The sequence below is a fragment of the Polyangium jinanense genome, from assembly GCF_028435365.1.
The window spans coordinates 66,311-89,379 of record NZ_JAGTJJ010000043.1; the positions used below are offsets into that span (position 1 = coordinate 66,311).

Annotated in this window: 23 protein-coding genes; 11 read left to right on the forward strand and 12 right to left on the reverse strand. The window is 66.2% G+C overall.

The window, feature by feature from the left end; genetic code table 11:
• Nucleotides 1-506: 506 nt before the first annotated feature.
• The gene (locus KEG57_RS40270) at nt 507-1,139 is read right to left on the reverse strand and encodes a GrpB family protein (protein WP_272426224.1); all 633 of its coding nucleotides are present in this window, start codon (nt 1,137-1,139) and stop codon (nt 507-509) included.
• A gap of 135 nt (nt 1,140-1,274) precedes the next feature.
• Here KEG57_RS40270 and KEG57_RS40275 point away from each other — a divergent pair, with 135 nt between their 5' ends.
• Together KEG57_RS40275 and KEG57_RS40280 are read left to right on the forward strand one after the other, a co-directional pair.
• Nucleotides 1,275-1,790, forward strand: coding sequence for a hypothetical protein (locus KEG57_RS40275; protein ID WP_272426223.1), 516 nt, complete (start codon nt 1,275-1,277; stop codon nt 1,788-1,790).
• 265 nt (nt 1,791-2,055) lie between these two features.
• Nucleotides 2,056-2,736: a hypothetical protein gene (locus KEG57_RS40280; RefSeq protein WP_272426222.1), complete on the forward strand. Its 681-nt coding sequence runs from the start codon at nt 2,056-2,058 to the stop codon at nt 2,734-2,736.
• A 13-nt stretch (nt 2,737-2,749) separates the two neighbouring features.
• Here KEG57_RS40280 and KEG57_RS40285 read toward each other — a convergent pair whose 3' ends face one another.
• Nucleotides 2,750-3,394 carry a hypothetical protein gene (locus tag KEG57_RS40285; protein ID WP_272426221.1) on the reverse strand — a complete coding sequence of 215 codons (645 nt, stop codon included), beginning with the start codon at nt 3,392-3,394 and terminating at the stop codon, nt 2,750-2,752.
• On the opposite strand from KEG57_RS40285, the gene KEG57_RS56420 reads away from it, so the two are divergent.
• Nucleotides 3,348-3,905 (forward strand): DUF7478 domain-containing protein, encoded by a 558-nt coding sequence (locus KEG57_RS56420; protein ID WP_443689968.1) that lies wholly within the window; start codon nt 3,348-3,350, stop codon nt 3,903-3,905. The two genes, KEG57_RS40285 and KEG57_RS56420, sit on opposite strands and share 47 nt — an antisense overlap.
• Before the next feature lie 55 nt (nt 3,906-3,960).
• Here the strand turns inward: KEG57_RS56420 and KEG57_RS40290 are convergent, their stop codons facing one another.
• Nucleotides 3,961-4,764: a TetR/AcrR family transcriptional regulator gene (locus KEG57_RS40290; RefSeq protein WP_272426220.1), complete on the reverse strand. Its 804-nt coding sequence runs from the start codon at nt 4,762-4,764 to the stop codon at nt 3,961-3,963.
• 67 nt (nt 4,765-4,831) lie between these two features.
• Between KEG57_RS40290 and KEG57_RS40295 the strand changes: the two genes are divergently transcribed.
• Nucleotides 4,832-5,527, forward strand: coding sequence for a DUF2306 domain-containing protein (locus KEG57_RS40295; RefSeq protein WP_272426218.1), 696 nt, complete (start codon nt 4,832-4,834; stop codon nt 5,525-5,527).
• 62 nt (nt 5,528-5,589) lie between these two features.
• Here the strand turns inward: KEG57_RS40295 and KEG57_RS40300 are convergent, their stop codons facing one another.
• Together KEG57_RS40300 and KEG57_RS40305 are read right to left on the reverse strand one after the other, a co-directional pair.
• Nucleotides 5,590-6,357 carry an alpha/beta hydrolase gene (locus tag KEG57_RS40300; RefSeq protein ID WP_372518231.1) on the reverse strand — a complete coding sequence of 256 codons (768 nt, stop codon included), beginning with the start codon at nt 6,355-6,357 and terminating at the stop codon, nt 5,590-5,592.
• Between the two features lie 611 nt (nt 6,358-6,968).
• Complete coding sequence (locus KEG57_RS40305; RefSeq protein WP_272426216.1) at nt 6,969-8,381, reverse strand: RICIN domain-containing protein; 1,413 nt, start codon at nt 8,379-8,381, stop codon at nt 6,969-6,971.
• Between the two features lie 1,121 nt (nt 8,382-9,502).
• Between KEG57_RS40305 and KEG57_RS40310 the strand changes: the two genes are divergently transcribed.
• Nucleotides 9,503-10,351 (forward strand): NAD(P)H-binding protein, encoded by an 849-nt coding sequence (locus KEG57_RS40310; protein ID WP_272426310.1) that lies wholly within the window; start codon nt 9,503-9,505, stop codon nt 10,349-10,351.
• 44 nt (nt 10,352-10,395) lie between these two features.
• Here KEG57_RS40310 and KEG57_RS40315 read toward each other — a convergent pair whose 3' ends face one another.
• On the reverse strand, nt 10,396-11,001 hold the full coding sequence (locus KEG57_RS40315) for a hypothetical protein (RefSeq protein WP_272426214.1): 606 nt from the start codon (nt 10,999-11,001) through the stop codon (nt 10,396-10,398).
• Between the two features lie 78 nt (nt 11,002-11,079).
• On the reverse strand, nt 11,080-12,639 hold the full coding sequence (locus KEG57_RS40320) for a hypothetical protein (RefSeq protein WP_272426212.1): 1,560 nt from the start codon (nt 12,637-12,639) through the stop codon (nt 11,080-11,082).
• Between the two features lie 311 nt (nt 12,640-12,950).
• Between KEG57_RS40320 and KEG57_RS40325 the strand changes: the two genes are divergently transcribed.
• Complete coding sequence (locus KEG57_RS40325) at nt 12,951-13,199, forward strand: hypothetical protein (protein WP_272426211.1); 249 nt, start codon at nt 12,951-12,953, stop codon at nt 13,197-13,199.
• A 107-nt stretch (nt 13,200-13,306) separates the two neighbouring features.
• Here KEG57_RS40325 and KEG57_RS40330 read toward each other — a convergent pair whose 3' ends face one another.
• A complete protein-coding gene (locus KEG57_RS40330) occupies nt 13,307-14,590 on the reverse strand; it encodes a hypothetical protein (RefSeq protein ID WP_272426210.1) in 1,284 nt (427 codons plus the stop codon).
• A gap of 250 nt (nt 14,591-14,840) precedes the next feature.
• Nucleotides 14,841-16,862, reverse strand: a complete 2,022-nt coding sequence (locus KEG57_RS40335) for a c-type cytochrome (protein WP_272459492.1) — start codon at nt 16,860-16,862, stop codon at nt 14,841-14,843.
• A 217-nt stretch (nt 16,863-17,079) separates the two neighbouring features.
• Here KEG57_RS40335 and KEG57_RS40340 point away from each other — a divergent pair, with 217 nt between their 5' ends.
• The 4 genes from KEG57_RS40340 to KEG57_RS40355 all read left to right on the forward strand — a co-directional run bounded on the left by KEG57_RS40340 (nt 17,080) and on the right by KEG57_RS40355 (nt 19,619).
• On the forward strand, nt 17,080-17,922 hold the full coding sequence (locus KEG57_RS40340) for a hypothetical protein (protein ID WP_272426206.1): 843 nt from the start codon (nt 17,080-17,082) through the stop codon (nt 17,920-17,922).
• A gap of 4 nt (nt 17,923-17,926) precedes the next feature.
• Nucleotides 17,927-18,418 (forward strand): HIT family protein, encoded by a 492-nt coding sequence (locus KEG57_RS40345; RefSeq protein WP_272426204.1) that lies wholly within the window; start codon nt 17,927-17,929, stop codon nt 18,416-18,418.
• A gap of 153 nt (nt 18,419-18,571) precedes the next feature.
• Nucleotides 18,572-18,829 (forward strand): hypothetical protein, encoded by a 258-nt coding sequence (locus tag KEG57_RS40350; RefSeq protein ID WP_272426202.1) that lies wholly within the window; start codon nt 18,572-18,574, stop codon nt 18,827-18,829.
• A 121-nt stretch (nt 18,830-18,950) separates the two neighbouring features.
• Nucleotides 18,951-19,619, forward strand: a complete 669-nt coding sequence (locus tag KEG57_RS40355) for an acetoacetate decarboxylase family protein (protein ID WP_272459494.1) — start codon at nt 18,951-18,953, stop codon at nt 19,617-19,619.
• Between the two features lie 52 nt (nt 19,620-19,671).
• Here the strand turns inward: KEG57_RS40355 and KEG57_RS40360 are convergent, their stop codons facing one another.
• Nucleotides 19,672-20,433 (reverse strand): hypothetical protein, encoded by a 762-nt coding sequence (locus KEG57_RS40360; RefSeq protein WP_272459496.1) that lies wholly within the window; start codon nt 20,431-20,433, stop codon nt 19,672-19,674.
• Between the two features lie 307 nt (nt 20,434-20,740).
• On the opposite strand from KEG57_RS40360, the gene KEG57_RS40365 reads away from it, so the two are divergent.
• Entirely contained in the window at nt 20,741-21,235 is a 495-nt protein-coding gene (locus KEG57_RS40365; RefSeq protein ID WP_272426197.1) for a GNAT family N-acetyltransferase, read from the forward strand.
• Here KEG57_RS40365 and KEG57_RS40370 read toward each other — a convergent pair.
• Together KEG57_RS40370 and KEG57_RS40375 are read right to left on the reverse strand one after the other, a co-directional pair.
• Nucleotides 21,205-21,831, reverse strand: coding sequence for a CAP domain-containing protein (locus tag KEG57_RS40370; protein WP_272459497.1), 627 nt, complete (start codon nt 21,829-21,831; stop codon nt 21,205-21,207). The genes KEG57_RS40365 and KEG57_RS40370 overlap by 31 nt on opposite strands.
• A gap of 66 nt (nt 21,832-21,897) precedes the next feature.
• A complete protein-coding gene (locus KEG57_RS40375) occupies nt 21,898-22,557 on the reverse strand; it encodes a metallophosphatase domain-containing protein (protein WP_272426193.1) in 660 nt (219 codons plus the stop codon).
• Nucleotides 22,558-23,069: the final 512 nt, after the last annotated feature.

The following is a 23,069-nucleotide window of genomic DNA, read 5'->3' on the forward strand; positions in this document are numbered from 1 at the left end:
CAGAACTACTGCTGCAAGGCGCCGGGGTGTCAGCTCGTGACGGGCGATTGCCCGTCACCTTGTGAGCCCGGGCTCCCGTGCGAGCCCGGGTCGGCATGCCCTGTGAATCCGTTCCTCGCCCCGATATCGTGCTGGCGCGATTGTCTGTGCAATGACAGCGGCGTTTACGAGTGCCAGCCCCGAGCGTTTCCCCAGTGCCCGGAGGTGCACCCGACGTGCGGGGACCCGTGCGACCCTTCGGCGAATCTCGCCTGCCAGTGCAACCAGGAATCCGGGTCAGACACCGCGGCGTGCTGGTGCGACGACACGACGAGCACGTGGCGCTGCTCGACGAACTCTGGACCATGCCCGGACCTGGGTCAGGTCAGCTCCGGGACATCCTGCACCGATTATCCTGTCGGCTTGAAGTGCGAGATTGGGTACTGCATGTGCACGGCGATCTGCGGGACACAGGTATGGCTGTGCCCGCCCTTCTTCCTATGAGCGGATGACGCGCCGATGCAGCTTCATTCGGTGCCATCCTTCAGCGCCCGCGCGATGATGGCTTCCACGACCTCGCCCTTCGCATTGGCGTAATGCTGCACGTGGCGCCAGGTGCGGGTGGCGAGCTCGCGCTTGGTCTCCTCGTAGAGCCGGCGCTCCTCCGGATAGTTTCGGCACCGATCCCGGAACCCCAGCATCCGCGAGATCTCCTTCGAGCCCACGGTGAAGATGTGCAAGTTCACCAGGGGATGATCGCCCTTCATCAACCGGTGCTGCTCCCAGTCCGGCTCGCGTATGTGCAGGCGATAGCCCTGGGCCGTGAGCGCAGGCACGTAGGCGTCCTCGTCTGCCGAATCCGACACCGCCAGCAGAATGTCGAGGATCGGCTTCGCGCTGAGCCCCGGAATGGACGTGGATCCCACGTGCTCCAGCACGAGCGCGGCGTCGCCCAGCGCAGCGCGGATCTTCGCTTCCTCGGCCGCATACTGCTCCGGCCACCTGGGATCGTAAGGAGCGAGCTGAATGGTGGCGTTGTGTGGCGCGATCGACCCACCGACGCGGACGGCTGCCAGCTCCTCGTCGGTTTCGAGCTGTTTTGTCATTGCTTTGCCGGCTCCTTTGGGCCGCCAGGATAGCACGGCCGCGTCAACCTGCATCGATGCGCAGGAGAGCAGCCCCGAGCGTGCGAGCCTCTGTCTGCCTACTGGCTGTAAGACTCGAGAACGGTCGCGCAGTCGTCTGCGACATGTGGTACATTTCTGGCAGAGATGCACCTGCTGGAGGTCCCTGCCATGAACCTCGTCCCCATGCGTTTTTCACGCCCCATCGTACGTTCGCTCGGCTTTCTGTCCCTCTTGCTCGCCGCGGTGGGCGCCGCTGGCTGCGTCCCCTTCGGCGACCCCGAGGGCCCCGGCGCCTCCGGGAACGTCCTGCTCGGCAATGGAGTGACGGCGGCCGATTTCACCACGCTGCGAATACGTGCTGTGCCGGATGACGCGCAAAAAGCCTTCGATCCCGCAGCCCCCGTGTTTCCTGCCGTCAGCGGCGAGGAGCTGCCCACGCTGCACGAGGAGCTCGCTGGCCTGACCTTCCCGCACGCCTACCTGATCAGCGAAGGCCTCGGCACCACGACGCATGTGCACTGGCGGCTTTTTGCCTGGCTCACGAAATCGCCTGACGAGGGGGCTCCCGCGAGCGGCGAGCCTTTCGGCACCACCACGTTCGACGTCGATAGCTGCGGTAATTACGGCGATTACTGCGGTACCACCGAGGGCACCGACATCACGATCGACAAGACCGCTCCCTGAGAGCATGTTTTCCGGATGCTGGCGGACGACCTGTCCTAACCCGGAGCGTGGGCGCCGGAGCTCGTCGTGCGAGCGGGCGCGCCGAAGCCGAAGCGGACGGTGAAAAAGCGAGACGGCCGCGCGACAGCGTGAAAGGGGTGCCACACCCCGGATCTGCGCGCCGGATGTTGTATGCTCGGGAGGGGGCCGCGCGCGTCGTTGAACTCCCTGCAAATCAAGGGTTGTCCGTGTTTGGCATGGGTGCTGCAACTGGCAGCGCTTCATCATGTCGAAGACACGCTTGGCTTGCTGGGTATTCGGTTTCATCACGACGATCGCGACCCTCGGTTGCAACGCGAATCATTACGCGACGCCGCGCACGGTGCCGAAAGGAAAGACGTCGCATACGATTGCGCTCGAGGGGTACGGGGCGTTCGAGGAAGACGGCAGGCTCTTCCCTGCCGTCGGGGGTCCACGTTATCTGCTGCGTGCGGGGCTCGGGGAGCGCGTGGATTTCGGGCTGACGCTCAGCGGGACCGTGATCAGCACGGACGTCAAGCTGAACTTTCTGCGCACGAAATGGGTGGACATGGCGGTTTCTCCAGGGGTCGAGCTTGGCGTCCTGCCAGGGTACCATGCCGACGACACCGAGATCTTTTTCCGGGGCGCCGTGCCGCTCTCGCTGGGGTTCAACGTATCGAAGGCGACGTCGATCTACCTGCACGGGGGCCTCGGCGGGTTCGTGCACTCCCAGAAATACGATGAATGGTGCTACAACCCGGAATGCGACGATACGCGGACCGGACTGACGGTGCAGGGAGGGCTCGGTGCGCAGTTTCGCGTGTCGAACTTCGTCGCGCTTCAGCCGGAGCTGAGCGTCATGGGGTCCGCCCTTCCCGGAGTCTTCATGCAGCTTGGATTCGGCGTATCGCTCGGGGCGCAGCCGAGTTACCCGGAGTTTGATTGAGTCGTCGTGAGGATTATGCCGGGGAATGGGGGAGGATCTGGTAGTGTCCGTGGATCGGTTCGGGGCGATGAAGATTCACGGGGACAAGGGTATCGCGGGGACGGACGATTCGCGCTTGGTTGACGCTCCTTCGAGCGTGCGACACGCTCGGAGTGATGCGCGACACGGGAAACCTCGCTCGATCGGAATTCTGTCTCTTCGCGACTTGTCTTGTGCTGGTCACCAATGTATCGGTCGGATGCTCGAGTGACACGGGCGCGGGAAGCAGCAAATCGACGAGCGCCGTTTCCCCGGACGCAGGGGGCGGCTCGTCGAGCAGCAGCAGCAGCAGCTCGGCGTCGAGCGGCGGCACCGGTGGATCCGGCTCGGGCAGCAGCAGCAGCAGTTCGGCGTCGAGCGGCGGCACCGGTGGATCCGGCTCGGGCAGCAGCAGCTCGGCGTCGAGCGGCGCCGGTGGATTCAGCTCGGGCAGCAGCAGCAGCAGCTCGACGTCGAGCGGCGCCGGTGGATTCGGCTCGGGCAGCAGCGTCAGCAGCTCGGCGTCGAGCGGCGCCGGTGGATTCAGCTCGGGCAGCAGCAGTGGCTCCGGCGGCTCCGGCAGCGGAGGGCCGGTGAAATCTTGCCGTAAGGCATGCAGCTCCGCGGCCGACTGCACCAAGAGCAGCGTCCCGATCTACAACGCAGACAATTACGATTGTGTCGCGGGCGCATGCGAATACAAGGGATGCAACTCGTCGGAAGAATGCACCGAACAATTCAAAACCACGTCGGTGTGCGCGCCGAATCCAGCCCCGTACACCGGCACCAGATGCTACTTCCCGTGTACCACGGTCAACGACTGCTTCCATCCGGGTGCCCCTGCGACCAAGGACGCCGACAACTTCGCCTGCGTCGATGGTCTGTGTAGAGACCTGGGCTGTGGTTCCACCCAGGAATGCATCGATTCCCTCAAGGATCCCAACCTGGTGTGCACGCAGCTCCCCGACGTTCCCCTCAAGACATGCGTACACACGTGCAGCGTCGCAGCCGATTGCGCCCCCGCGGGGGCGCCGCCGACCCTCGACGAAGACAACTTCGTTTGCATGAATGGTCTGTGCAAGGGCACGGGTTGCAATTCGGATCAAGAATGCAATGCCACAGGGGCCCCTACGCCCTATGTATGCCGATGACGCCCTGAGCCCCGCCTCGGGGGCCGCCGAGCCCGCCCATCGATAACACCGGCGTTCAGGAGCTCGACGAGCAGGGGCCTTGCCTACGAACGGCTTGAACGGCAAAGGTGATGCCGTCGAGGATGCGCTCCAGCCCGAACGTGAACTGCGCATCGTCGACCGCCGCCGCATCGCTCGTCGCCGCCGCCACGAGGGCGCTCATCGCCGGGAAACGTTGCGCGTCGATCAGCCCGCCCAGCGTGCGCCAATACGACGCGGAGGCTTCGGCGGCGCCGGTGCCGCTGCGGCGTTCCGCCTCGCGGAGGTCCCCTTCCAGCATCGCCTCGTGCCGCACCCAGCCGTTGACCAGCGCGAGCGAGTCCAGCTTGGCCATCTCGGGCAGACCTGTTCCGCTCAGGCTGCTCATGCCGCGTTCGAACCACACCACCTGGTTCGGCGTGATCGGCGGGCCGCCCAGCGGAATGCGCACCACCCAGGGATGCTTGCGCAGCACGGCCAGGTGCTGCCGCGCCCATCGTTCCACCGCCGCTCGCCATGGTTCCTCGGGCGCGGGCGGCGGGGGATGCTCGCAAAACGCGGCATCCATCATCAGCATCAACAGCTCTTCTTTGGACTCGACGTAGCGGTAGAGCGCCATCGTCCCGGCGCCCAAGACCGTCGCCACACGGCTCATCGAGACCGCGCTCAAGCCTTCCGTTTCCGCCACCTGGACGGCAGCCGCGACGATCCGCTCCAGACTCAGCCCCGGCTTGGGTCCCTTGCCCGGACGGTCCTTCACGCCCCACGCCGTCGCCAGGCCCAGCGACAAGCCCTGCCGTCCCTCGTCTCCCGCCGCTTTCCCCTTCTCGCTTGACCGCATCGTGCTTCTGCGTATACCTCACACAGTAAAGCGTATGTCGTACGCAGTAAGCCGTGAGGGATGAAAAATGGTCGCAACTCCGTGGTGGCGGCGCCCGTGGCTGGCGCTGCTCGGATCGGTCGCCGTGGTGTTCGTCGCGTTCTCGCTGCTGCCGTATCTGTCGCTCGATCCGGCCCGCTCCCGGGTCCCCGTCCCGGCTAGCCTGCGCTGGTATTACCCGCTGCTGGTCGTCCACATCGTGTGCGGGGCGATCGCCATGCTCAGCGGCTGCGTGCAGATCTGGCCGTGGTTTCGGCAGCGCTTTCCGCGGGCGCACCGGCGCCTGGGGCGGCTCTACGTCTTCGGTGGCGTGCTCCCCGCCGGGCTGATCGGTCTGGTGATCGGCGCGCTCAGCCCCTTCGGGCCCGTCCTCCGCGTGAGCAATGTACTGCTCGCCCTGCTTTGGCTGACCTTCACCGTCACCGGCTATCGGAGTGCGCGACAGCAGCGGATGGCGGAGCACCGCAAATGGATGATTCGCAGCTTTGCACTCGTCATGTCCGTGATCACCAATCGGATCTGGGGCGTGGTCGCGGGGATCGCTCTGATGCCGCAACTGCACACCACGTTCGCTGGCAATGAAGAGCTACTGCGACAGGCCATTGCCGGCATCGCTGGCTGGCTCGGCTGGACGCTGCCGCTGCTGTTGACCCAGGGGTGGCTCGAGCATCGTGCCCCGACCGAGCACACGAGAGCCAGCCCAGCGCTGCCCATCGCGGGCTGAACCGATGCCCGATCGTTGTGGGCAGCGCTCACGGCCCTGGAGCCCGGCGAGGTTGCTTCGTCTCAGTTGCAAGCAGGGATTCGCGCGGACAGCCAATCAACGATGACAGCATTCGTCTCCGGCGCGTTCGGATGGAGCATGAACGAGTGCCCGGCGTCGGGGACGACGTAAAGCTCCTTGTCCCCCGACAACGCGAAGAGGGCCAGCTCCAGCTCGCCCACGGGCACCCCCAAAACGTCCGGGGGGAAGAGAATGTCCTGCTCCGCGAGCACCAGCAACACAGGCGCGGTGATGGTGGCCATGATCAGCCGCGAGGGCTGGGAGCTGATGGTGAGGATCTCGCCCGAGGGGGTGAGCTCGGCCATCGCCGTGTCGAGGGCAATAACGTCCGGATCCGCTACGGAGACATTGTACATGTACTCGGTCCGTTGCTCCGGCGTCCCACCGAAGTACTCCCGGTCGGACAAAGCGGCGCGCACGGTGTCCCCGGTGGTGAAGTCCGTCAAAATGCGTGGCGTGGGAACGTGCGTGTACCCCGTGGCGATGAGCACGTCGATACCGCCGAAGAGGCCGGCCGTCAGCTCGGCGATCTCGGTGCCTGCCGAATGGCCCACAAGCCCCACCCGCGAGAATGCAATGGGCAAGGACGGCAAGGGCGTCTGGTACAGACCGGTCCGGAGCTGCGTTACGATTTGCGACGTCATCGCCGCGTAGGACTCCACCGTGAGGGTGTAGCCATTGGCGTGATCCGACGCGCCATAGCCCAACTTGTCGATGGCGATCGCCGGGAAGCCTTGGGACGCCAGGGCGCGCAACCGAGTAGGTGTCAGGCTCGAGTGGGAAGTCCCAAGCCTAGGCGCCGTACGAGAGTCCCGGGATGAGGAGCATCACCGACTTACGACACAGGGGGCGTTGGCGGGGAGATAAAGCGTGCCCTGCACCGTCCGGAGCGCACCGAGCTCCAGTGGATTCGTAACGGTGAAAGCCACGGACCGTACGGTCACCGAGGGGGTGGCAAGCGCAGGTACCGGGGCGGCAGTCAGCAGGATCAAGGATATGATGAGGACGAGGATGCGCATGACGAGCCTCCTGATAGATAGGAAACGATCTGGACGGATCGAACGACGACGCGGTCGAGTCCGCGCGCGCGGGCGAGGCCAGGACGAGGGCCGCTCGTGTGGCGAAGACGTCCAGGCTCGCACCGTGCCATCAAGAGACTAATCGATCCGCCGAAGGCCGAAAAGGGCGTCGCGAGGGGGCAGGGCGCAACGCGCCTAACGAGTCCGGTATCCGCCGGGGCCGGCTCGTAGGTCGTGGCTCACGCGTCGGCTCGGAGGGGGCAATTCTGCCATGAGGGCTGAGGGGACACGGACAAACCCCAGGAGGGGAAGGGACAAACGTATCCCCTCGGAGCCGCATTGCGTGCGATGGGATGGAGGCTTTACAACCGGGTCACCGACCAGCGCTGGCCGGGGCTGCCGTTCCAGGCGCGCTGGACCAGCGGGGTGCCGTTCGTCGACCCGCCGTCCTGCACATCGAGCACCTTGCCGCTGTTTTTGCTCTGCAGGCGGCAGGTTCCATCCCCGTTGGCGATGAGCTGCCACAGTTGATTGCCGCTGCCGAACCACTGCCACTGGATGAGCGGGGCGCCATCGGCCAGCGAGCCGCCGGAGACATCGAGAACCAGACCGCTGTGCTCCGCGGTGAGCTTGAAGCACCCGCCGCCCACGTAGCTCAGCAGCCAGCGCTGGTTGGCACCGTTGCCGTACGGCCATTGAATGATCGTGGTCCCGGCCGCCCTGGCGCCGCCGTTGACGTCGAGCGCCTTGCCGTGCTGGTTGATGAGCTTGTACGTGCCGTCGGCCGGCTGGGTCACCTGATTCGGGGTCTCCTGCGTGATCGTGTAGTGGGCGTTGTAGAATGCGATCTGGTTGTAGGTGCCGTTCTTGATGACCTCCTGCGTCACTCCGTCTTCGTAGGTCACGTCGTAGACCGCGCGGAATGGCACGTCGATCGTCGAGCTCTGCACGAGAATGTTGGCTTGCACCGCCGAACGCGGCGGTACCTTGACGGGCGCGCTTACCTTGATCTCCTCGCTGGTCTCGTGCGACCGGCCGAAGGTGATGGTGGTCGTCACCTTGGCGCCGAGGGTCACCTTGGAGCTGACCGCCAGCGGAGCTCCGACCTGGATCTCGTACTGGGCGCTCAGCTCCAGCCCCGCCGATGCGCTATAGGTTTCGGTCTTCGTCGACGATGTCGTGTACTCGAAGAGCTGCTCCTGCTCCTGGTCGGAGTTGTTCACGATGCGCGTGTTATAGAGCACGGTCGGTGGCTGCTCGACCAGCTGACTCGCGTCCAGCATGAATTCGATGCGCTTCAGCTTGATCTGCCGGTTCGAGCTGAAAAAGCGCCACAGCTCGTTGTCGGAGCCGCCGTCCCAGTGCCACGAGACGGTCCGGGAGCCGCTGGTGTACGGACCGTCTCCGAAGATATTGACCTTTTGCTCCCACTCCTGCACCGACACCAGGGCGTTGTACTGCCCTTCCACGTGGTCGTGCTGCCAGACCGCGAGATCGTCGCTCGGGATCCGGCCCACGGGCACCAGCACGAGCGCCGCGCCGTTATCCGCCGAGGCCCGCGCCAGGCAGGTACCGCGCGCCTTGTTCACCAGCGCGAACACGGCGGTGTCGTCGGCCCGACGCAGCCGCTTTTCCCACATCTGCTTCTCGTCCTGGTAGTCGAGCGTCGCCACCACGACATCCGCGCCCCCCGAGGACGACGCGCTCAGCACCAACGCAGCGTTGCCCGGACCCCGGGCCTTCGAAATGATGAAAAAGTATTCCACTTCAGGCATACCTTTACTCCTTTCAAGTGAATCGCTCGTCGGGACTCCGCGGATTTGGTCGGAGCCCTGAGCGCCACCATTCAGCATTGCGATTGGTAGTGTGTCAATACCGTATTCGTTCGCGCGCTCAGATGTTGCAATGCGATAATTTTGTACCTGACACTCGGCTCGGATCTGTGATGATTTGTGTTCCAAGTATACGACCGCAGATCTGCGCTGTAGAGCAGCAAAGGCAGGGTTTTCGGCACGCCGCCGACACGTTCGGAGCACGTGAACCGGCCGCTCGAGGAGCCCTCGGGGATTTTTTTGGAGCGGCGATACCGCATGAACAGCGCTTCCGGGTTTGTATTGGCTAGTCGTGGTAGACAAGACCAACGATGTGCCGATGTTGGCTGGTGCGCGGCAACTCGGAAAACGTGCTGCGGAGGGTTCGACGAGGAACGAATTGGCAGGGGTGCAGATTTCGACGCTCGCGGAAGGGCGCGCTAGACGGCCCATTTGCAGGCTCGCCAGAGCGCCCTCGTGCGTGGTTGATGCTTCAAGGGTTGGTCCGGGCGAGCCTCCGGCGGTTGGCGATCTGCCCGGGAGCGACGCCGTTGCGCGCACCACGAACCGCGCGGATGGGGCGCGCCGTGAGCGCCTGGATAAGGAGTGGGGTCAGGGCGGTCCGGAAGATGACGCGGCGCGGGAAGGCGTGTTGATCTTCGATATCGACGGAAAGATGGCGCAAGGGCCGATTCCGCCGGGACGCGAAGGGGCAGACGATGGCGGCGCTACTCGGGGGGACGCTGCTGCCGAGGTTCGGCGAGCCCCCGCGGGCGGCTTTCTTTCCGTCTGCGAAGGTCGGCTCACGCGACGGTCACCTCGCGCTGAACGAGCGAAGCAGACCGTGGGGGCAATACGGCCTCACGCAAGCCTTCGAGCGCGTGTGCGACCGCGCCGGGCTCGCGGGCTGGTCGATCTACGCGCTCCGGCACTACGCGATCACTTGGGACGAGGTGGGCCGTGAAAAAGGCTCGTGCTCGACGTCGGCGACGAGAGAGGATAAAATCCGGCCGTGCCCGGTACGGAGAGCCCATGACCGCTCCTGAAAGCCTGCGCTACCCCCGAGGGAAATTCCCGTGTTGTTGGTGACTGGCGCTTCGGGCAACGTGGGCAGCGCGGCGGTGCGGCTCCTCGCGAGCCGGCTTGGCGCGGGCGCCGTGGCAGGACTTGTGCGGGACCCGGCGCGCGCGGCCGCGCGTGTGCCCTCCGGTGTAGAGCTTCGCCGCGCCGATTACACCGATCGTGCGAGCCTCGACGAAGCCTTCGCAGGCGTGTCGGCCTTGCTGTTCGTCGCGAGCGACGGCGATGCACGTGACGTGATGAAGCAACACGAAAACGTCATCGACGCGATTGCGGCGTCAGCCATCGAGCAGGTGGTCTTCACCAGCATCGTCGACGTCGACGAGCACTCGCCGTTCTATTTCGCGCCGGTCTACCGGGACGCCGAGCAACGGCTGCGCGCCTGCGGCAAGCCATGGTCCATTCTTCGCTGCGGCATGTACTCCGACTTCCTGCTCTCGCACTGGCTTGAGCAAGCCCGCGACACGGGGCTCGTCGAGGTGCCGGCCGGACAAGCGCGCATTGCACCGATCTCGCGCGACGACGTGGCCACCGCGGCGGCGCTGGCGCTCGAATCGGGGGCCCATGAAGGCCAGGTCCTCGAACTCGGAGGCACCAAGGCATACACGCTCGATGAGATCACCGAGCTGGCAAGTATGGCCTTCGGCCGGCCCATGGCCTACCGGCCGATTTCCGCGACGGACTACCTGGCACGCTGCTGGGCCACGATGGAAGACCCGTGGCCGCATGCCTTCGCCAGCATGTTCGCGTCCGTGTCCCAAGGCCGGTTCGCTGCGACGAGTGCTGGGTTCGAGCAGATCACCGGGAGGCGCCCCGAAGAGCTTTCGGCTTTCCTCGAACGCCATGCAGCCTAGAATGGGCGGCGTACAGGAGCCCCGGGGATGGCTCCGTCGCGTTCTCAATGGTGTGTCTTTGTCGCGTCGGACGGGATATTCGGCTGGACCTTGAAGTGGCCAGGGTTTTCCTCGTCATCCACGAACGAGCTGCGATAGGCGAGGTTGAGGTGCATGTAACCATGCCCCTTCTCGGCCGGGGTGCTCATCTCGAAACCGAGGTGTGACCAGTATTCCTCGTCCTGATCAGATTCAACGGGTACGACCACCAGCTCGCATCCTTGTCCCAGCGTATCCGCGAGGTTTCGCACGACGGCGAGCTCGATGTTGCGGCCCTCGAAGGCGGGTTCGACGTGGACCTCGTCGATGTACAGCAAATCGCGCCCCATTCCTTCGGCGAGTTCGGGCTTGAACCAATCGGTCTTCTCGTCGAAGTAGATCGAGTAGAGCGCCTCCAGATCACCGCTATCGGCGTCGAGCACGTCGTGGAGGGATTCCTCGTTGTCGAGGACCTTCCCTACGTGGACAAGGGCGGCTCTCGCCTGGCCGATCGGCTTCTCGATCGGACCGGAATCGTCCTCGTCGAGGATGGCAATATGCAGCCACGTGACGAGGCCGAAGTCGACGTTGGACCGGCCGAGCGGGATCTCCGCAGAAACTCGGATGCGCATGGGGGTGTCGTCGTCCAGTTGGGCGCGGGCGTCAAGCCCCGAGCGGTCTGATCTACGCGCTCCGGCACGGGGAGTTCATTACTTCTTACATACCTTGGTCTTGCGAAGCTCGGCGAAGGCGGCCGAGAGGTCGTCCGCGTTCTTGCGGAGGGTATCGGGCGAGGCGTCGATCCTGCTCACGCCGCCGAGCGTCTTCGCGGGCGAGAGCCCGGCCGGCAATGCCGCTGTCGGGCAGCCCTCGCGGAATGTCGTCTCGGCGCTCACCACGAGATCGTCGACCATCTGATCGCCGGCGCTGGAGGCGTCCGGCCACTTGAAGGTCCCGGAGACGACCGTGCTTTTTCCGTCATGGATCTCGAACTGGATCGAGGTCTGGCCGCTGTGCCCCCAAGCGCTCATGCTGGACCCGAACAGGAAGGAATGGTCTGGCTCGGGCATCGGCACGCCCTCCGGAATCGGGAACGCTGCATAGGGCCGGGCGTCCTTGTCCAGTTTGTCCTTCAGCCATAACGCGAGCGCGAGGCGCCGGAGCGCGTCGACCGAGAGCGTCCCCACTTGCGTCTTCATGGAACCGGTGTCCCGCGTCGCGTCCGCATTCACGGCACCGCCGTTGTTGAGGACGAGCCCGCCGCACCGGGACGCGATGTAGGCGGTGCCCGTTTCCAGGTCATAGGCGCGGGCCTCGTCGCAGAAAGAATAATGTCCACGTCTCCCCCGCAGGACGAGCCAGCCTTTCGGCGACCGATACCGCGCCTCCGGCAGCGCCGGGAGCTCTGGGACGAGCCCGTTGACGCATGCCGCATAACTCGCAAGCCTCTCGGCAGGCGGCTCCTTGCTGACCGACTCCGCGCATGCCTCCTCGTTTTCGGGCCCGTCGTCCGCGGAGTGCTCTTTGCGCGCGCGCTCCTGGAGCAGGCCTACCCGCTCGAGCTCGCGCCCCACGTCCAGCGCCGTCCCCTGCGCGACCGGATCACACGCGGCGCCGAAGGAAGGGCACAGGATCGCGCGCATGGGGTCGGATGCCGGGAGGAGCTCCGGCGCGAGCATCCGAGGAATCGACGGCGCGAAGTGAATGGCATTGGCGTGCTGCAGAGCGTCCTTTAAAAAATCCTGCCCGCCCGAATTCCACCACTCCGCGACGGCCCAGGCGCGCGCGGCCTTGAGCTTCGTCGTGTCCAGCGAGCGCGCCAGCGCGCCATGCATGTAACAGGGCGAGTTGAAGAGTTTCGCGATGCGCCCGGTGACCGCGTCGGCAGCGGACGCGTCTGGCGGGAGCTTGCTCACGAGTCGAGCGATCTCCTTCGTCTCGTCCAGCGCGGCCTGCAGCTCGTCCTTCGTGCACCAGCCGAGCGTGGCCGCGTCCTTCGGCGGCTGCATCTGCACGTCGGCATCGTCGTCGGCGCTCGGGGCATCGCTCGCCGAGGGAGCGTCCGAGGTGGCGCTCGGGGCGGCGCTCGCCGAGGGAGCGCCCGAAGTGGCCGCGGAAGGCACGGGCACGACCGTGGGGCCATGCGCCGGAGCGGGAGGCGCCCCGGAGCACGCGGTGATCAGGCCGAGAATCGGAGCGAGCGCGGCGGGAAGCCACGCCCGCGTTCGCCGAGTGGACCAGAGCGGCAGCGTCGTCGAGGTCGAAGTCATATACGGTGTGCGTCCGACAGCCGCGCCCGCGGGAAGTTTCGCGGTGGGTCGGATGGATATTGCAAATAAAGACCGTGCTGGCGCGGCCCATCGAGCAACTTGTACAGGCTCGGGGGACGCGAGGGGCTCCCCATGCGGCGGCCAGCCGTATCCTTCCACCCAGTTTTGGGGACCCGCTTCCGGTCGACGTAGTCGCTGTGTCCGGTCGACGTCGTCATCGCGTGGAGCGACGTCGTCGGGCGGGGCGAGGTCGTCGTCGCGCGGGTCGTCGTCCTCGTCGAGCCGATCCTCGTCATCGCTCGGCCTGGCGGATGGCCTCGTGGAGCCGGTCGTCGTCGTCGTGGGGCCGGTCGACGACATCGTCGGGCCCGGCCGACGGCATCGTCGAGCTGGTCGACGTCCTCGTCGCGCTGGTGGTCGCCGTCGTCGAGCCGGCTGACGACATCGTCGAGCCGGCTGACGACATCGTCGGGCCCGGCCGACGACATCGTCAGGGAGGAGCCACGGCCGCCGGCGCTCTCACACTCCGGGAGGCCGGGACGATGTGCGGACGTGCGTAGCTTGCTCCCCGTTCTGGTAGTCCTTCTTGCCGCCTGTCACGCCGCCGGCGCCGCGAATTGCCCGGCGGCGACGCGCTCAACGATTTGATGCAAAATGCACGCGTTCGTTATTGGGCGCTGATGTGAAATCGGGCCCGGCCCGTCGCCTGGTCGAGGGCGACGAGCTTGCCCGGCGTGAACAAATAGAGGCTTTGTGTCGGGGCCGCGGGGTCCGCGGCGACGACGAGCGGGTGCCCCCAGACGTCCGGCTCCGTCGCGATCGTGGTCGTCCAGCGGACGTTGCGCTCGCCGTCGACGGCGACGAGGACCATACGGTACTGAAAGTAGGAGCGGCGCTCGATGGGGGCGAAGGAACCGGGGGGAGGCTTCGTCTCCGTGGTCCGCTGAGCGCTCTCGCTCACCGTCATGAAGAGGGAGCCTCCGGCCGCCTCGATGCCGAGCAGCTGGAGGGGGTCGAGGTCGTTCGACGGCTTGCCAAAGGAAAACGCCTTCCCGTCCAAGTAGACATTCGTGTAGTCGACACCGAAAGCGACGCCGGTAGGCGTCTCCCCCCAGAGCTTGCAGTGGTTCGATTTCGTGCGGCTCTTGTGGCGCGTCTGCATGCAGAAGTCGGGTACGCGATTGCCACGGGCCTGCTGGAGGGGGCTCGTCCGGTGGCCGTAGGGGGCCCCCAGGGTGCCGATCGGCGGCTTGCAGTCGGCGGGGCGATCCGTGCGGAGACCGTCGGTGGTACCCGCCTCGGTGATACGCAACCCGCCATCGCGACCGTCGGCCATGGCGATCCAGACGTCGCGGCCGACAGGACAGAAGCCGCCCGCCGGATAGACGGCGGGCAGCGAGGTGGGGAGGCGCCCCGAACTGCGAAGGGCGCCGGTCGCGACGTCGAACAGGGCCCAGTCGTGGTCGAAGGCGACGGTGAGCGTGCCGCCCGCGATGCCGAGCACGGGCACGTTGGGCTGGAACTCCATCGCGACCTTCGCATCGTTTTGGTTCCAGCCGTCCCCATGGCGGTAGTCCGCGAGCGGGGCGCCGGCGGTGATCGGTGTCTTCCAGCGGAGGGCACCGGTGGCGCCGTCGATGGCGACGACGGCCGGGGTCGCGCCTCCGTCGACGACGCCGTAGACGGTGCCGGATGGGCTCGCAAGGGGCACCGAGATCCAGCGCGCGGCGAAGGCGAGTGGGGGCACGGAGGCCTCCGGCAGCGTCCACGGATCGATGGTGAGGGTGCGTCCGAAGAGACTCCCGGACCCCGCGCGGAGGACCAGCACGCTGTACGCGCCGCCGGCTGCGACGAGGACAAGGGCGGCCACAAGAGCGATCGGGAAGCGCTTCCGCGCAGGAACAACCGGCTGGAGCGGCCGCATCGGCGTGAAGGGAGGTTGCGAAGTCACGCCGGAAAGCTAGCGCCTCTCGAACCATCCATCGAAGTGATTCGCGTGCTGCAGAGCGTCCTTTAGCAAGTCCTGCCCGCCCGAAGAAGCTCACGTGGCGACGCTTGGCGGCTCGCGTGCTGGCCGTCACTTTTGGGGCCCCCTGGAGCGGCCCGCGAAGGAGCGGCGACGGCCGTGTGCCATCCACCGCCACGGTGCCGGCGAATCGCCTACACGGTGACCGGCCGTCTCAGCATACGTGCTCGGTGTGTTACTCGAGCGAGCGGAGATAGGCGAGGAGGGCGAGCATGTCTTTTTCGCCGAGGTGGCGGGTCCTCCCCATTTGGCCTTCGGTTCGGACGAACATTTCGCGGAGCGTGGCGTAGCGGCCGTCGTGCATGTACGGGGCCGTGCCGCCGACGAAGCGGAGCGACGGCGTGTCGAACGTGCCGCCGGTGCCGACGTCGCGCTGCGAGCCGTCTCCCCGAAGACCGCCGTCTTGATGGCACATCGCGCAGCCGGCTTCGACCGAATCGAAGATCTGCCGCCCGCGGTTTTCTTCCGCGGTGCGCCGGCGAGCGGACAAATTCGTTCGCGCGCGCGTGGCGTATGTGGTGAGCGCGCGCAGGTCGGCGTCGTCGAGGGACCGCGCGCCGAGGCGATCGAGCGTCAATTTCAAGTGCGCCTCCACGGCTGGAGAATCCCCGACCCAGCCGAACGGAGCCGTGGCCGAGAGGCGGCCAGCGAGCATCGGCGTCTGCAGCGGTCCTTTGGGAGACGACCACGTGAGGCCGTCAGTGCGCCCATCCGGATGGCAGCTCGCGCAGGCGCGTCCGTCGGGCGCGAGGCTTCCGTGAAAGAGGCGGCGTCCTCGCTCCCAGTCGGGATCGAGCGGCGTGTCGCTGGCGACGGCGGTCGACGCGTCGGCGTCGTGGATCGATACGACCGCCTTCCCGGCGTCGGGTTGCGCGCCGGGCGATCCGAGCACGATCCGCGTGAGCTTCCGATCGAGGGCGGACCAGACCCACGCGTCGTGCGTGCGCGGATCGATCGCGATTGCGGAAGGACCCGAGGGCAGGTGCCACCGTCGAAGCTCCGAAGTCGCGAGCGGCGCGTCCGTGGCATCGATCTCGAGGAGCTGATCGATCCCCGCGCAGGCGACGAGAATCGAACCACGGGCTTCGTCGGCGGCCGCAGCGCGCGGCAGAAGGCACGGAGGCGTTTTCGGCGACGAGGCGCGCTCGACGCCGCTGCGGGGTTTGTCCGCAGGGAGGACTTCGCGACGTACGCGGAGCTTCGGCGGCGCGTCTTCCGAAGAATCGGCGAGGGCCACAAGGACGGGCTCGTTCGGAAAATACGGGCTCTCCAGCGAGCCATAACCCGACGACGGCACCGGATCACCGGGGTAGACGAGGACCATCGGCACGATCACGCCGTCTCCCGCACGTGCGAGGGCGAAGCCTTGTCCGGCGAAGCGCGGCTCGTCGCCGATCACGATGGAGGCGCTCTCGTCGAGGTGATGATCGCGAAAATCGAGGTGATGCTCGCGCGTCGGCAAACCGGGCGAGAGCGATACCGTCGTGACGATCGATCCAGCGGCATGCGCGATCACCAAGCGGCGTCCGTCCTTGGAGACGAGGACGGCACGCGCTTCGCGGGCGAGTGGTGTCGCTTCGACCTTCTCTCCAGACGGGAGCGCGTGGCGCGCGAGCTCGCGACCCCAGTTGGAAACGACGAAGAGCGCACGATCAGCGAGCGCGAGGGCGAGTGGTTCCTTCGCAGTCTGAATGCGCGCCCCCTCGGCGAGCGCGCATTCGGACCCATTCGCGCTGCACGTCAGGGTGAAGGACTGAACGAGGTCCGCGTCGCGGACCGCGATCCAGATCGTGCCGTCGTCGCCGACGAGGACGTGCCCCGGGACGCCTGCGAGCTTCGCCGAGGCGAGCTCGCGAACTTCGGGCAGCTTCATCACGCGGAGTTTCGCGTCGTCTTCATCCGCGAGGATCGCAACGGTCTCGTCGCCGATCCTTCCGAGCGCGAGCGCCGACGAGGATCGCTCCATTTCTCGCACGGGGGTGAGGCTCGTCCGCTTGGCGGCCTTTGCCGAGCTCGCGCTGACGTTCGCGCTCGGCGCCGACGGCGTCCCTGCTTCGACGCCCGGCGGATCGCGCCGTTCGCACGTCGTGGCGACGGCGAGACACACGACGATCGCGAAGGCGCGTGTTGCCCAGTGCATGAACGCTGCTGCTATAGTAGCGTTCCCCCTCGAGGTGTCACGGATGCCCTCCTCCAAAGAGCGCGGACGGCGGGTTCGAGGCCAACGCGCTCCGTCTTCCCTCGCGCTGGCAGCGCTGATCGCGGCGTGCGCGCGTCGCGATGCGTCCGTCGAACCGCCGCCCGATGCGTCTGCAGGGGCCAGAGCTTCCGCTGCGTCGGCTACGCCCTCGATCGAGCGACCCCCGGCGCGATCGCTCGATCGAAGCGTCGCCAGGAGCCTCGAAGAGGCGTCCGTGACCGATGCGTCGTACGCGCGTCGAACGCTCTGGTCTTGGACCTCGCGCGAGCAGGCGGCGACGCTCCGGCGCGACAAGCAGCTCTTGCTCGATACCCAGTTGCCCGAGGGACCGACGGCGTACGTCGAGCTCCTCGAACGGGTCGCGGCCGGCGGCGGTCCGAACGGCGACATGGCGCGCCTGCTCCTGCTTCACCCGAGCCTTCGCCTTCGACGTTATGCGTGGACGCGTCCTTGGCCCACGCGGCTCGGTCTCGCCGAGCGCGATTACGGCGATCAGCTCCTCCGCGTCGTCCTTTCGCCGAGGGCGATCGTCGCGCGCTTCGATCCGGCGCGTTCCGCTCCATTCGAGTTTCACGATCTCGACGGACGCGCCGTTTCGATCGGGCAGGTCCTCGCCGATCCATCTGTCCTCGCCGCCGTCTACCACGTGCATACGGAAAACGAGTCGCCGGTCGCCTACCGAGAATATGTCTTGTGCAACGAAGCCATGGTCACCGAGTGGTCGCTGGCGACGCCGGAGATCATTGCCGTGATCTCCGCGGACCACGCCCTCGCGCAGGCGCTCGCCGGGGCCGAGCTCGAGCCGGGGCCGTCGCGACCGCACTGGGCAAGCGGCGGCGGAGACGGTGCCGCCCTGTACGCGAGCGCCCTCGCGTTCGACAACGAGCGCTATCGCTCGACCGCCGATAACTTCCGCGCGCTTGCGGACGCGCTCGCACGCGCGGAACAGGTGGGGGCTCCGCTCGTCGTCGTGCCTTCGGCGAAATTCGCGTACGACGCGCAGGTTCCGGATGTCCGGATGCGGAAGCTCCCCAAGCGCGTCCCCGTCATGGTCTAGGCGTATGCCCCGTCTCGTCTCGCGCGCCGAAGCGCTCGATCGAATTCGTAACGAGACGGGCGACGTCGCATGCCTGATGTGCGCGATCCGCGATCGGCGCGCCGGCCCCGTCTTCGTCGTCCATGAAGACGATCGCCAGCTCGTCCTGTTGCCGCGCTACGTGCGCCGCTGGGGACAGCTCATGGTGATGCCGAAGCGGCATGCGGTGTCGTTCGGCGAGATCGACGATGAGACCTGGGCGGAGACGAACCGCCTCGTCCTCCATGCTGCGAGGGTCGTCGAGCGCGTCATGCGTCCGCGGCGATGTTATCTCGCCTCGACCGGGAGCGCCGCCGGCGAGATCACGCAGAGCTCGACGCACCTCCACGTCCACGTCATTCCCCTCCTCGAGCCCGACGACAAACCGGCCGACATCTTCAGCTGGTCGGCTGGCGTTTACATCGCCGACCACGAGGAATGGGAATGTCTCCGCGCCCGCTATGGGGAGGCGTGGTGAGGGATGGGGGCCGGCGAGGGGACTCGGCTCTGTGAGCGACCACGTCTCGCAATTTTGAGAATCAGGTTGGCGAACAGGCGATCACCGAGTCGGTTCGAGCTCTGATAGAGCGAATTTCATTCAACCGTCCCGGACAGGGATGATGGAGCACCCATGAAACGACTGATCGCGATCGCCGCGCTGGCCCTTGCTGCTTGTTATGCCGAGGAAGACGTGGACCTCGACATCGATGACCCCACCATCGCGGAACAGGCTGAGACGTTGCCGCCCTGCACCGCGGCCAACGAGGGCGCCACGCACCTCATCACCACGAAGCCAGGCAACACGACGGTCACCAGCACCTACGAGTGCCAGTCCGGCACCTGGCAGCTGATCCGGCGCTGCACCGGCGGCACTTGCATCGACTTCTGAACTCCCGGATTCTGCGACGCCAGCGTCGTCAGGCGCTCGAACTCGCGGATCCGCACCCAGGCGATCCGAGACCGCCAAGCGCTTGACAACGGGCATCCTTTCTGCGCTTCTCTCCCTGGTCATGCCTCCGGCGCCCGATGTGCCTCGTGTTCCCGCCCCTTGGACACTCGGCGGAGATGCTTACGTGGTCATGCTCCGGCTGCCCCCGCGGCTGATCGAGGAGGGCAGCTTCGTGCCGGAGCCGCTCCGGGGGCGGGCCCAGGGCCGCACGGGCGCCTTGATGTTCGTCGATTATGCGACCTCGGACGTCGGCCCCTATCGCGAGCTCCTCTTCATCCCCTGCCGTTTCCGGATCGGCGGAGGGCTCTTCTGGTCCATCACGAAGATCTACGTCAGCTCCTGGGACAGCGTGGTGAACGGCCGACAGAACTGGGGAATCCCCAAGGACCGCGCCGATTTCGAGGTGACCCGCGAAGCGGGCCGGGATCGCGTGCGACTCCACGACGGCGACCACGTCTTCGCCGACCTCGTATTCGCGCCGCGGGGTTTGCGCCTGCCCGCCTCCAGTGTGCTCATGCCCGAGGCGCTCCGCACCCTCGTGCAAGTGGATGACGACCGAGCCTTTTATTATGCGCCCGAGGCTTCCTGCAAGGTGGAGCTCGCCCGTCTCGTCGAAGCCCGCGTCGATCCCGCGCGTTTTCCGGACGTATCGCAGGGCAAGGTCCTCTTCGCGGCGCGACTGTCGGAGTTCACGCTGCGTTTTCCGATTGCGCGGGTGGAGCCGGTGTAGGCGCAAAGCATCACGCGCGTAGGTGGGCTCGCGTCCGGCGGGCCTTGGATGTTCAAGGCGCGACGGTGAGATTGTACGTGACGTCCAGTTCGAACGTCTGATCCGGCGAGAGCACGATCTTCCCGGTGAACTGGACCTCGTGTTCACCGGCGGGGAGGGGCTTCAGCATGACCCAGTAGCCGTCGGCGGCGGCAATCCGCTTCGAGCCCACCGGCACGTCGCAGGTATTTTCACGAATGGGGCCGCTGCAAATGGTGCCGAAGACATCCTCGGCCTGGTTCGGCGTGGGGTCGTCGAATGTGGCCGTGTGGGCGCGCCGGTCGTCGAGGTCCTTGATGGCATTGCCATCGATTTCGAGCGTCATCGTGACCTCGTAGTCGTTGAAGAACGACGACGCGTTGTCGTGGGCCACTGGCTCGGACGTCAACATTTCGCATGTCAGGTCGGGGTTGTCGACGTACTCCGGGCAGGCCCGCGAGATGGAATTGACGATCGGGAAAAAGATGGCCTTTCCTGCGGGAACGGCACAAGCGCGCGTGGTCTGGCCGCCCACGTTGCCCGCCAGGAAAAACACGTCGCCCATCTGGTGCCCCTCGCAAGGCCCGTCCAGAATTGGATTCTCGGCCTTGGGGATCGCGAACGCCCATTGGAACCAGGCCTCGGCCCATTGCTCGTACGTCTTGCCGAAGGGCTGCTCTTCGACGCCGAAGAGGTAATCAGGTGGGGTCGGGGGCTCGGGGTCCTCCCCGGAGCACGCAAGCGCGACCATCGCGAAGAGGGGGAGCAGCGATGCGGAAAGAATGTTGGGTTTCATGGCGACTCCACTTCGGCGGCGACTCGCGCCTCGAATGGGTTGGTGTTCACGAGCTCTTTTTTTGCATTGCACGCCGCGTGCCAAGTTTGCCAGAGACGAATCGCATCGGCTCGAGGCGAGCCGCCCCTCGTCCAAGCGTAACGGCGCCGAAACAGCTGTCACGCGGGCGTGACAGCGAGGTGTTACGCCTGCGTGACGATCGAGCTCGCATTGCGATGGACGACGCCTTGACTCGCACGCGGCTCCCGTGCGACCGTCTCGACCTGCAAGCGAAGGCCAGCGGTCAAGGCCAGCACGAGAGGGAGTGATGAAGCTGCGTGACTATCGACCGGAGGATCGGGCGGCGTGCCTCGCCGCGTTCGACAGCAACATCCCGCGGTTCTTTTCGGTCGAGGAGCGCGAGCGATTCGGGCGCTTCCTCGACGACCTGCCGGGCCGTTATGCCGTGATCTGCGACGAGGGCGGCGCCGTGGTAGGGTGCGGAGGTCTCGCGCCCACGAGGGAGGACGCGCGCGTGGCGACGTTGACGTGGGGCCTCGTTCATTCGTCGTTGCACGGAAAAGGTTATGGGAAGGCGCTCACCGAGGGCCGGCTCGCCTGGCTCGCGGACATGCCCGAGATCGAGCTCGTGCGCATGGATACGAGCCACCTGACCGCGGATTTTTATGCACGGCGCGGCTTCCGGCTCCTGCGACGAATCGAAGATTTCTATCAGCCCGGGCTCCATCGGTGTGACATGGAGCTCGTCGTCCACCCCGGCACGCGCCGTCCTCACTCTCCCCCGAAGACGAGTGTCCAGTAGTGCGTGTACGTCGAGCCCTGTCGCGTTGCGTACCCGACGCCGATGTGGCGGAACTTCGGATTCATGATGTTCTTGCAATGCTGAGTGCTCGCCATCCATTGCTCCACGGCGCCTGCCGCTGTCGGTCGGCCCGATCCGATGTTTTCGCCCATCATCGTAGGATGTGAAAAACCCGCGGCCTGCGCTCGCTGTTCCACCGTGCGGCCTTCCGGTGTCACGTGATCGAAGTAATTGCGGGTCGACATGTCGAGGCTGTGGGCGCGGGCTGCTGCGCGCAGGGATGGGTGCAGCGCGAGCGCAGGAGCGGGGCCGAAGCGGCGGCCTCCGCAGGTCGCGGAGCCCGCGCGCCGAGCGTTCACCTCGTCGAGCACCTGCTTCTCCAACGCCGCCGACTCCGCCGGCCAGGACGAATCGGGGGCAGCCGCCGAAGGCGCGACCTGCGCAGGAGGCGAGGCCGATCCGGCTTGCGGAGACTGCGGGGCCGAGGTCCCCGCGGGCGGGGAAGTTGGCGGCGGAGGCGCTGGCTGCGCAGCCTGTACCGGCGGCGGAGGCGCAGCGCCGCTCGAGCAGCCCACGAGCAGAAAGGAACCGAGCATCAGAGGAACGAGCTGGCGCACGTGGATAGTATAGCGCACGGATGCCGGGGGGCGGGGAGTTCTTCCTCAGCGGCGCGCCTTCGGAACGTCGATCTCCATGACGACCTCGCCCGCTATATCGAGCACCGTCGGACGCCGCGCGCACTCCCAGGTTGTCACGTTCGCGAAGCAAGTGACGCCCTCTTGGCGAAAGACCCCTCCATCCTCATGGATATGACCGAAGATGTGGAGACGGGGCTTCACCTGACGAACACGCGCCATCAGATCGGCACAGCCATGCCGCTCCTCGGACCACGAGCGATCACCGATTCCGAACGGGGGCGAATGCGTGATCAGGACATCGATCCCCTCGGGAATGGCCGCCCATTTCTCCGCGAGCGCCTTGCCCCGCGGGAGATTGAACGCCCAGTCGTGGAACGCCGGCTGCCAGGGGCTGCCCCAGACGGTGATGCGATCGATACAGACCCCAGAATCCTCCAGGTAAACGACACCCTTGCCGAGCAGCGCGCGCGCTTCGCGCGGCTGGTGGACGAAGGCCCAGTCGTGGTTTCCTGCGACTACGATCTTGTATTGATGGGGCAGACTTCGGATCCACGCGGCGGCTTCGGCGAGCTCGTCGAGATCCCCGAACCGGCACAGGTCTCCCGCGTGAACGAACACGTCGCCTTGTGGGACCACGAGCTGCGTGTGATAGAGGTGTGTGTCTGCGACGGCAACGATCCGCATGGGTCCGAGGATAGCAGCATGGAGTGATGTGTGCAGTTGTTCGGTCTTGAACTGTCCGCCGGGCACGTTCTGATGCTCTGCAAGCTCGGCTGCGCCGGGCGGAGTTGGGGGCGGCGTCGTCGGGGAAGATGTCGATGGAGAACCACGTGACGAGGCCGGGGGACCTCGGAGATGTGAAGTCCATGTTTCGCGTAAGAATTCCGCCAAAAGGCCCCCAACTTCAAGGGCCGAGCGGCGTCTCGATCTCACCCGTGCTAGAAGATCCAGCCTCACGGCTGCTACTTTCGGCTGCACCAGGAGGAGGGCGGGCAACCGGCAACGTGCAGATGCACGGCTTGGGCACCCACGGCAACGTCCCTCGACCCGCCGGGCACTCACACTCGTACGCGGCCTCAATGCCGTGGACCCGCGCCCAGCAATTGCATTGAAGGGCTGAATGGGACACCGCGCCGCACGAGCAAATCGCCTCGACGTCGCGCTCGGCGACACCCTGCTGACGACCCACGTAACTC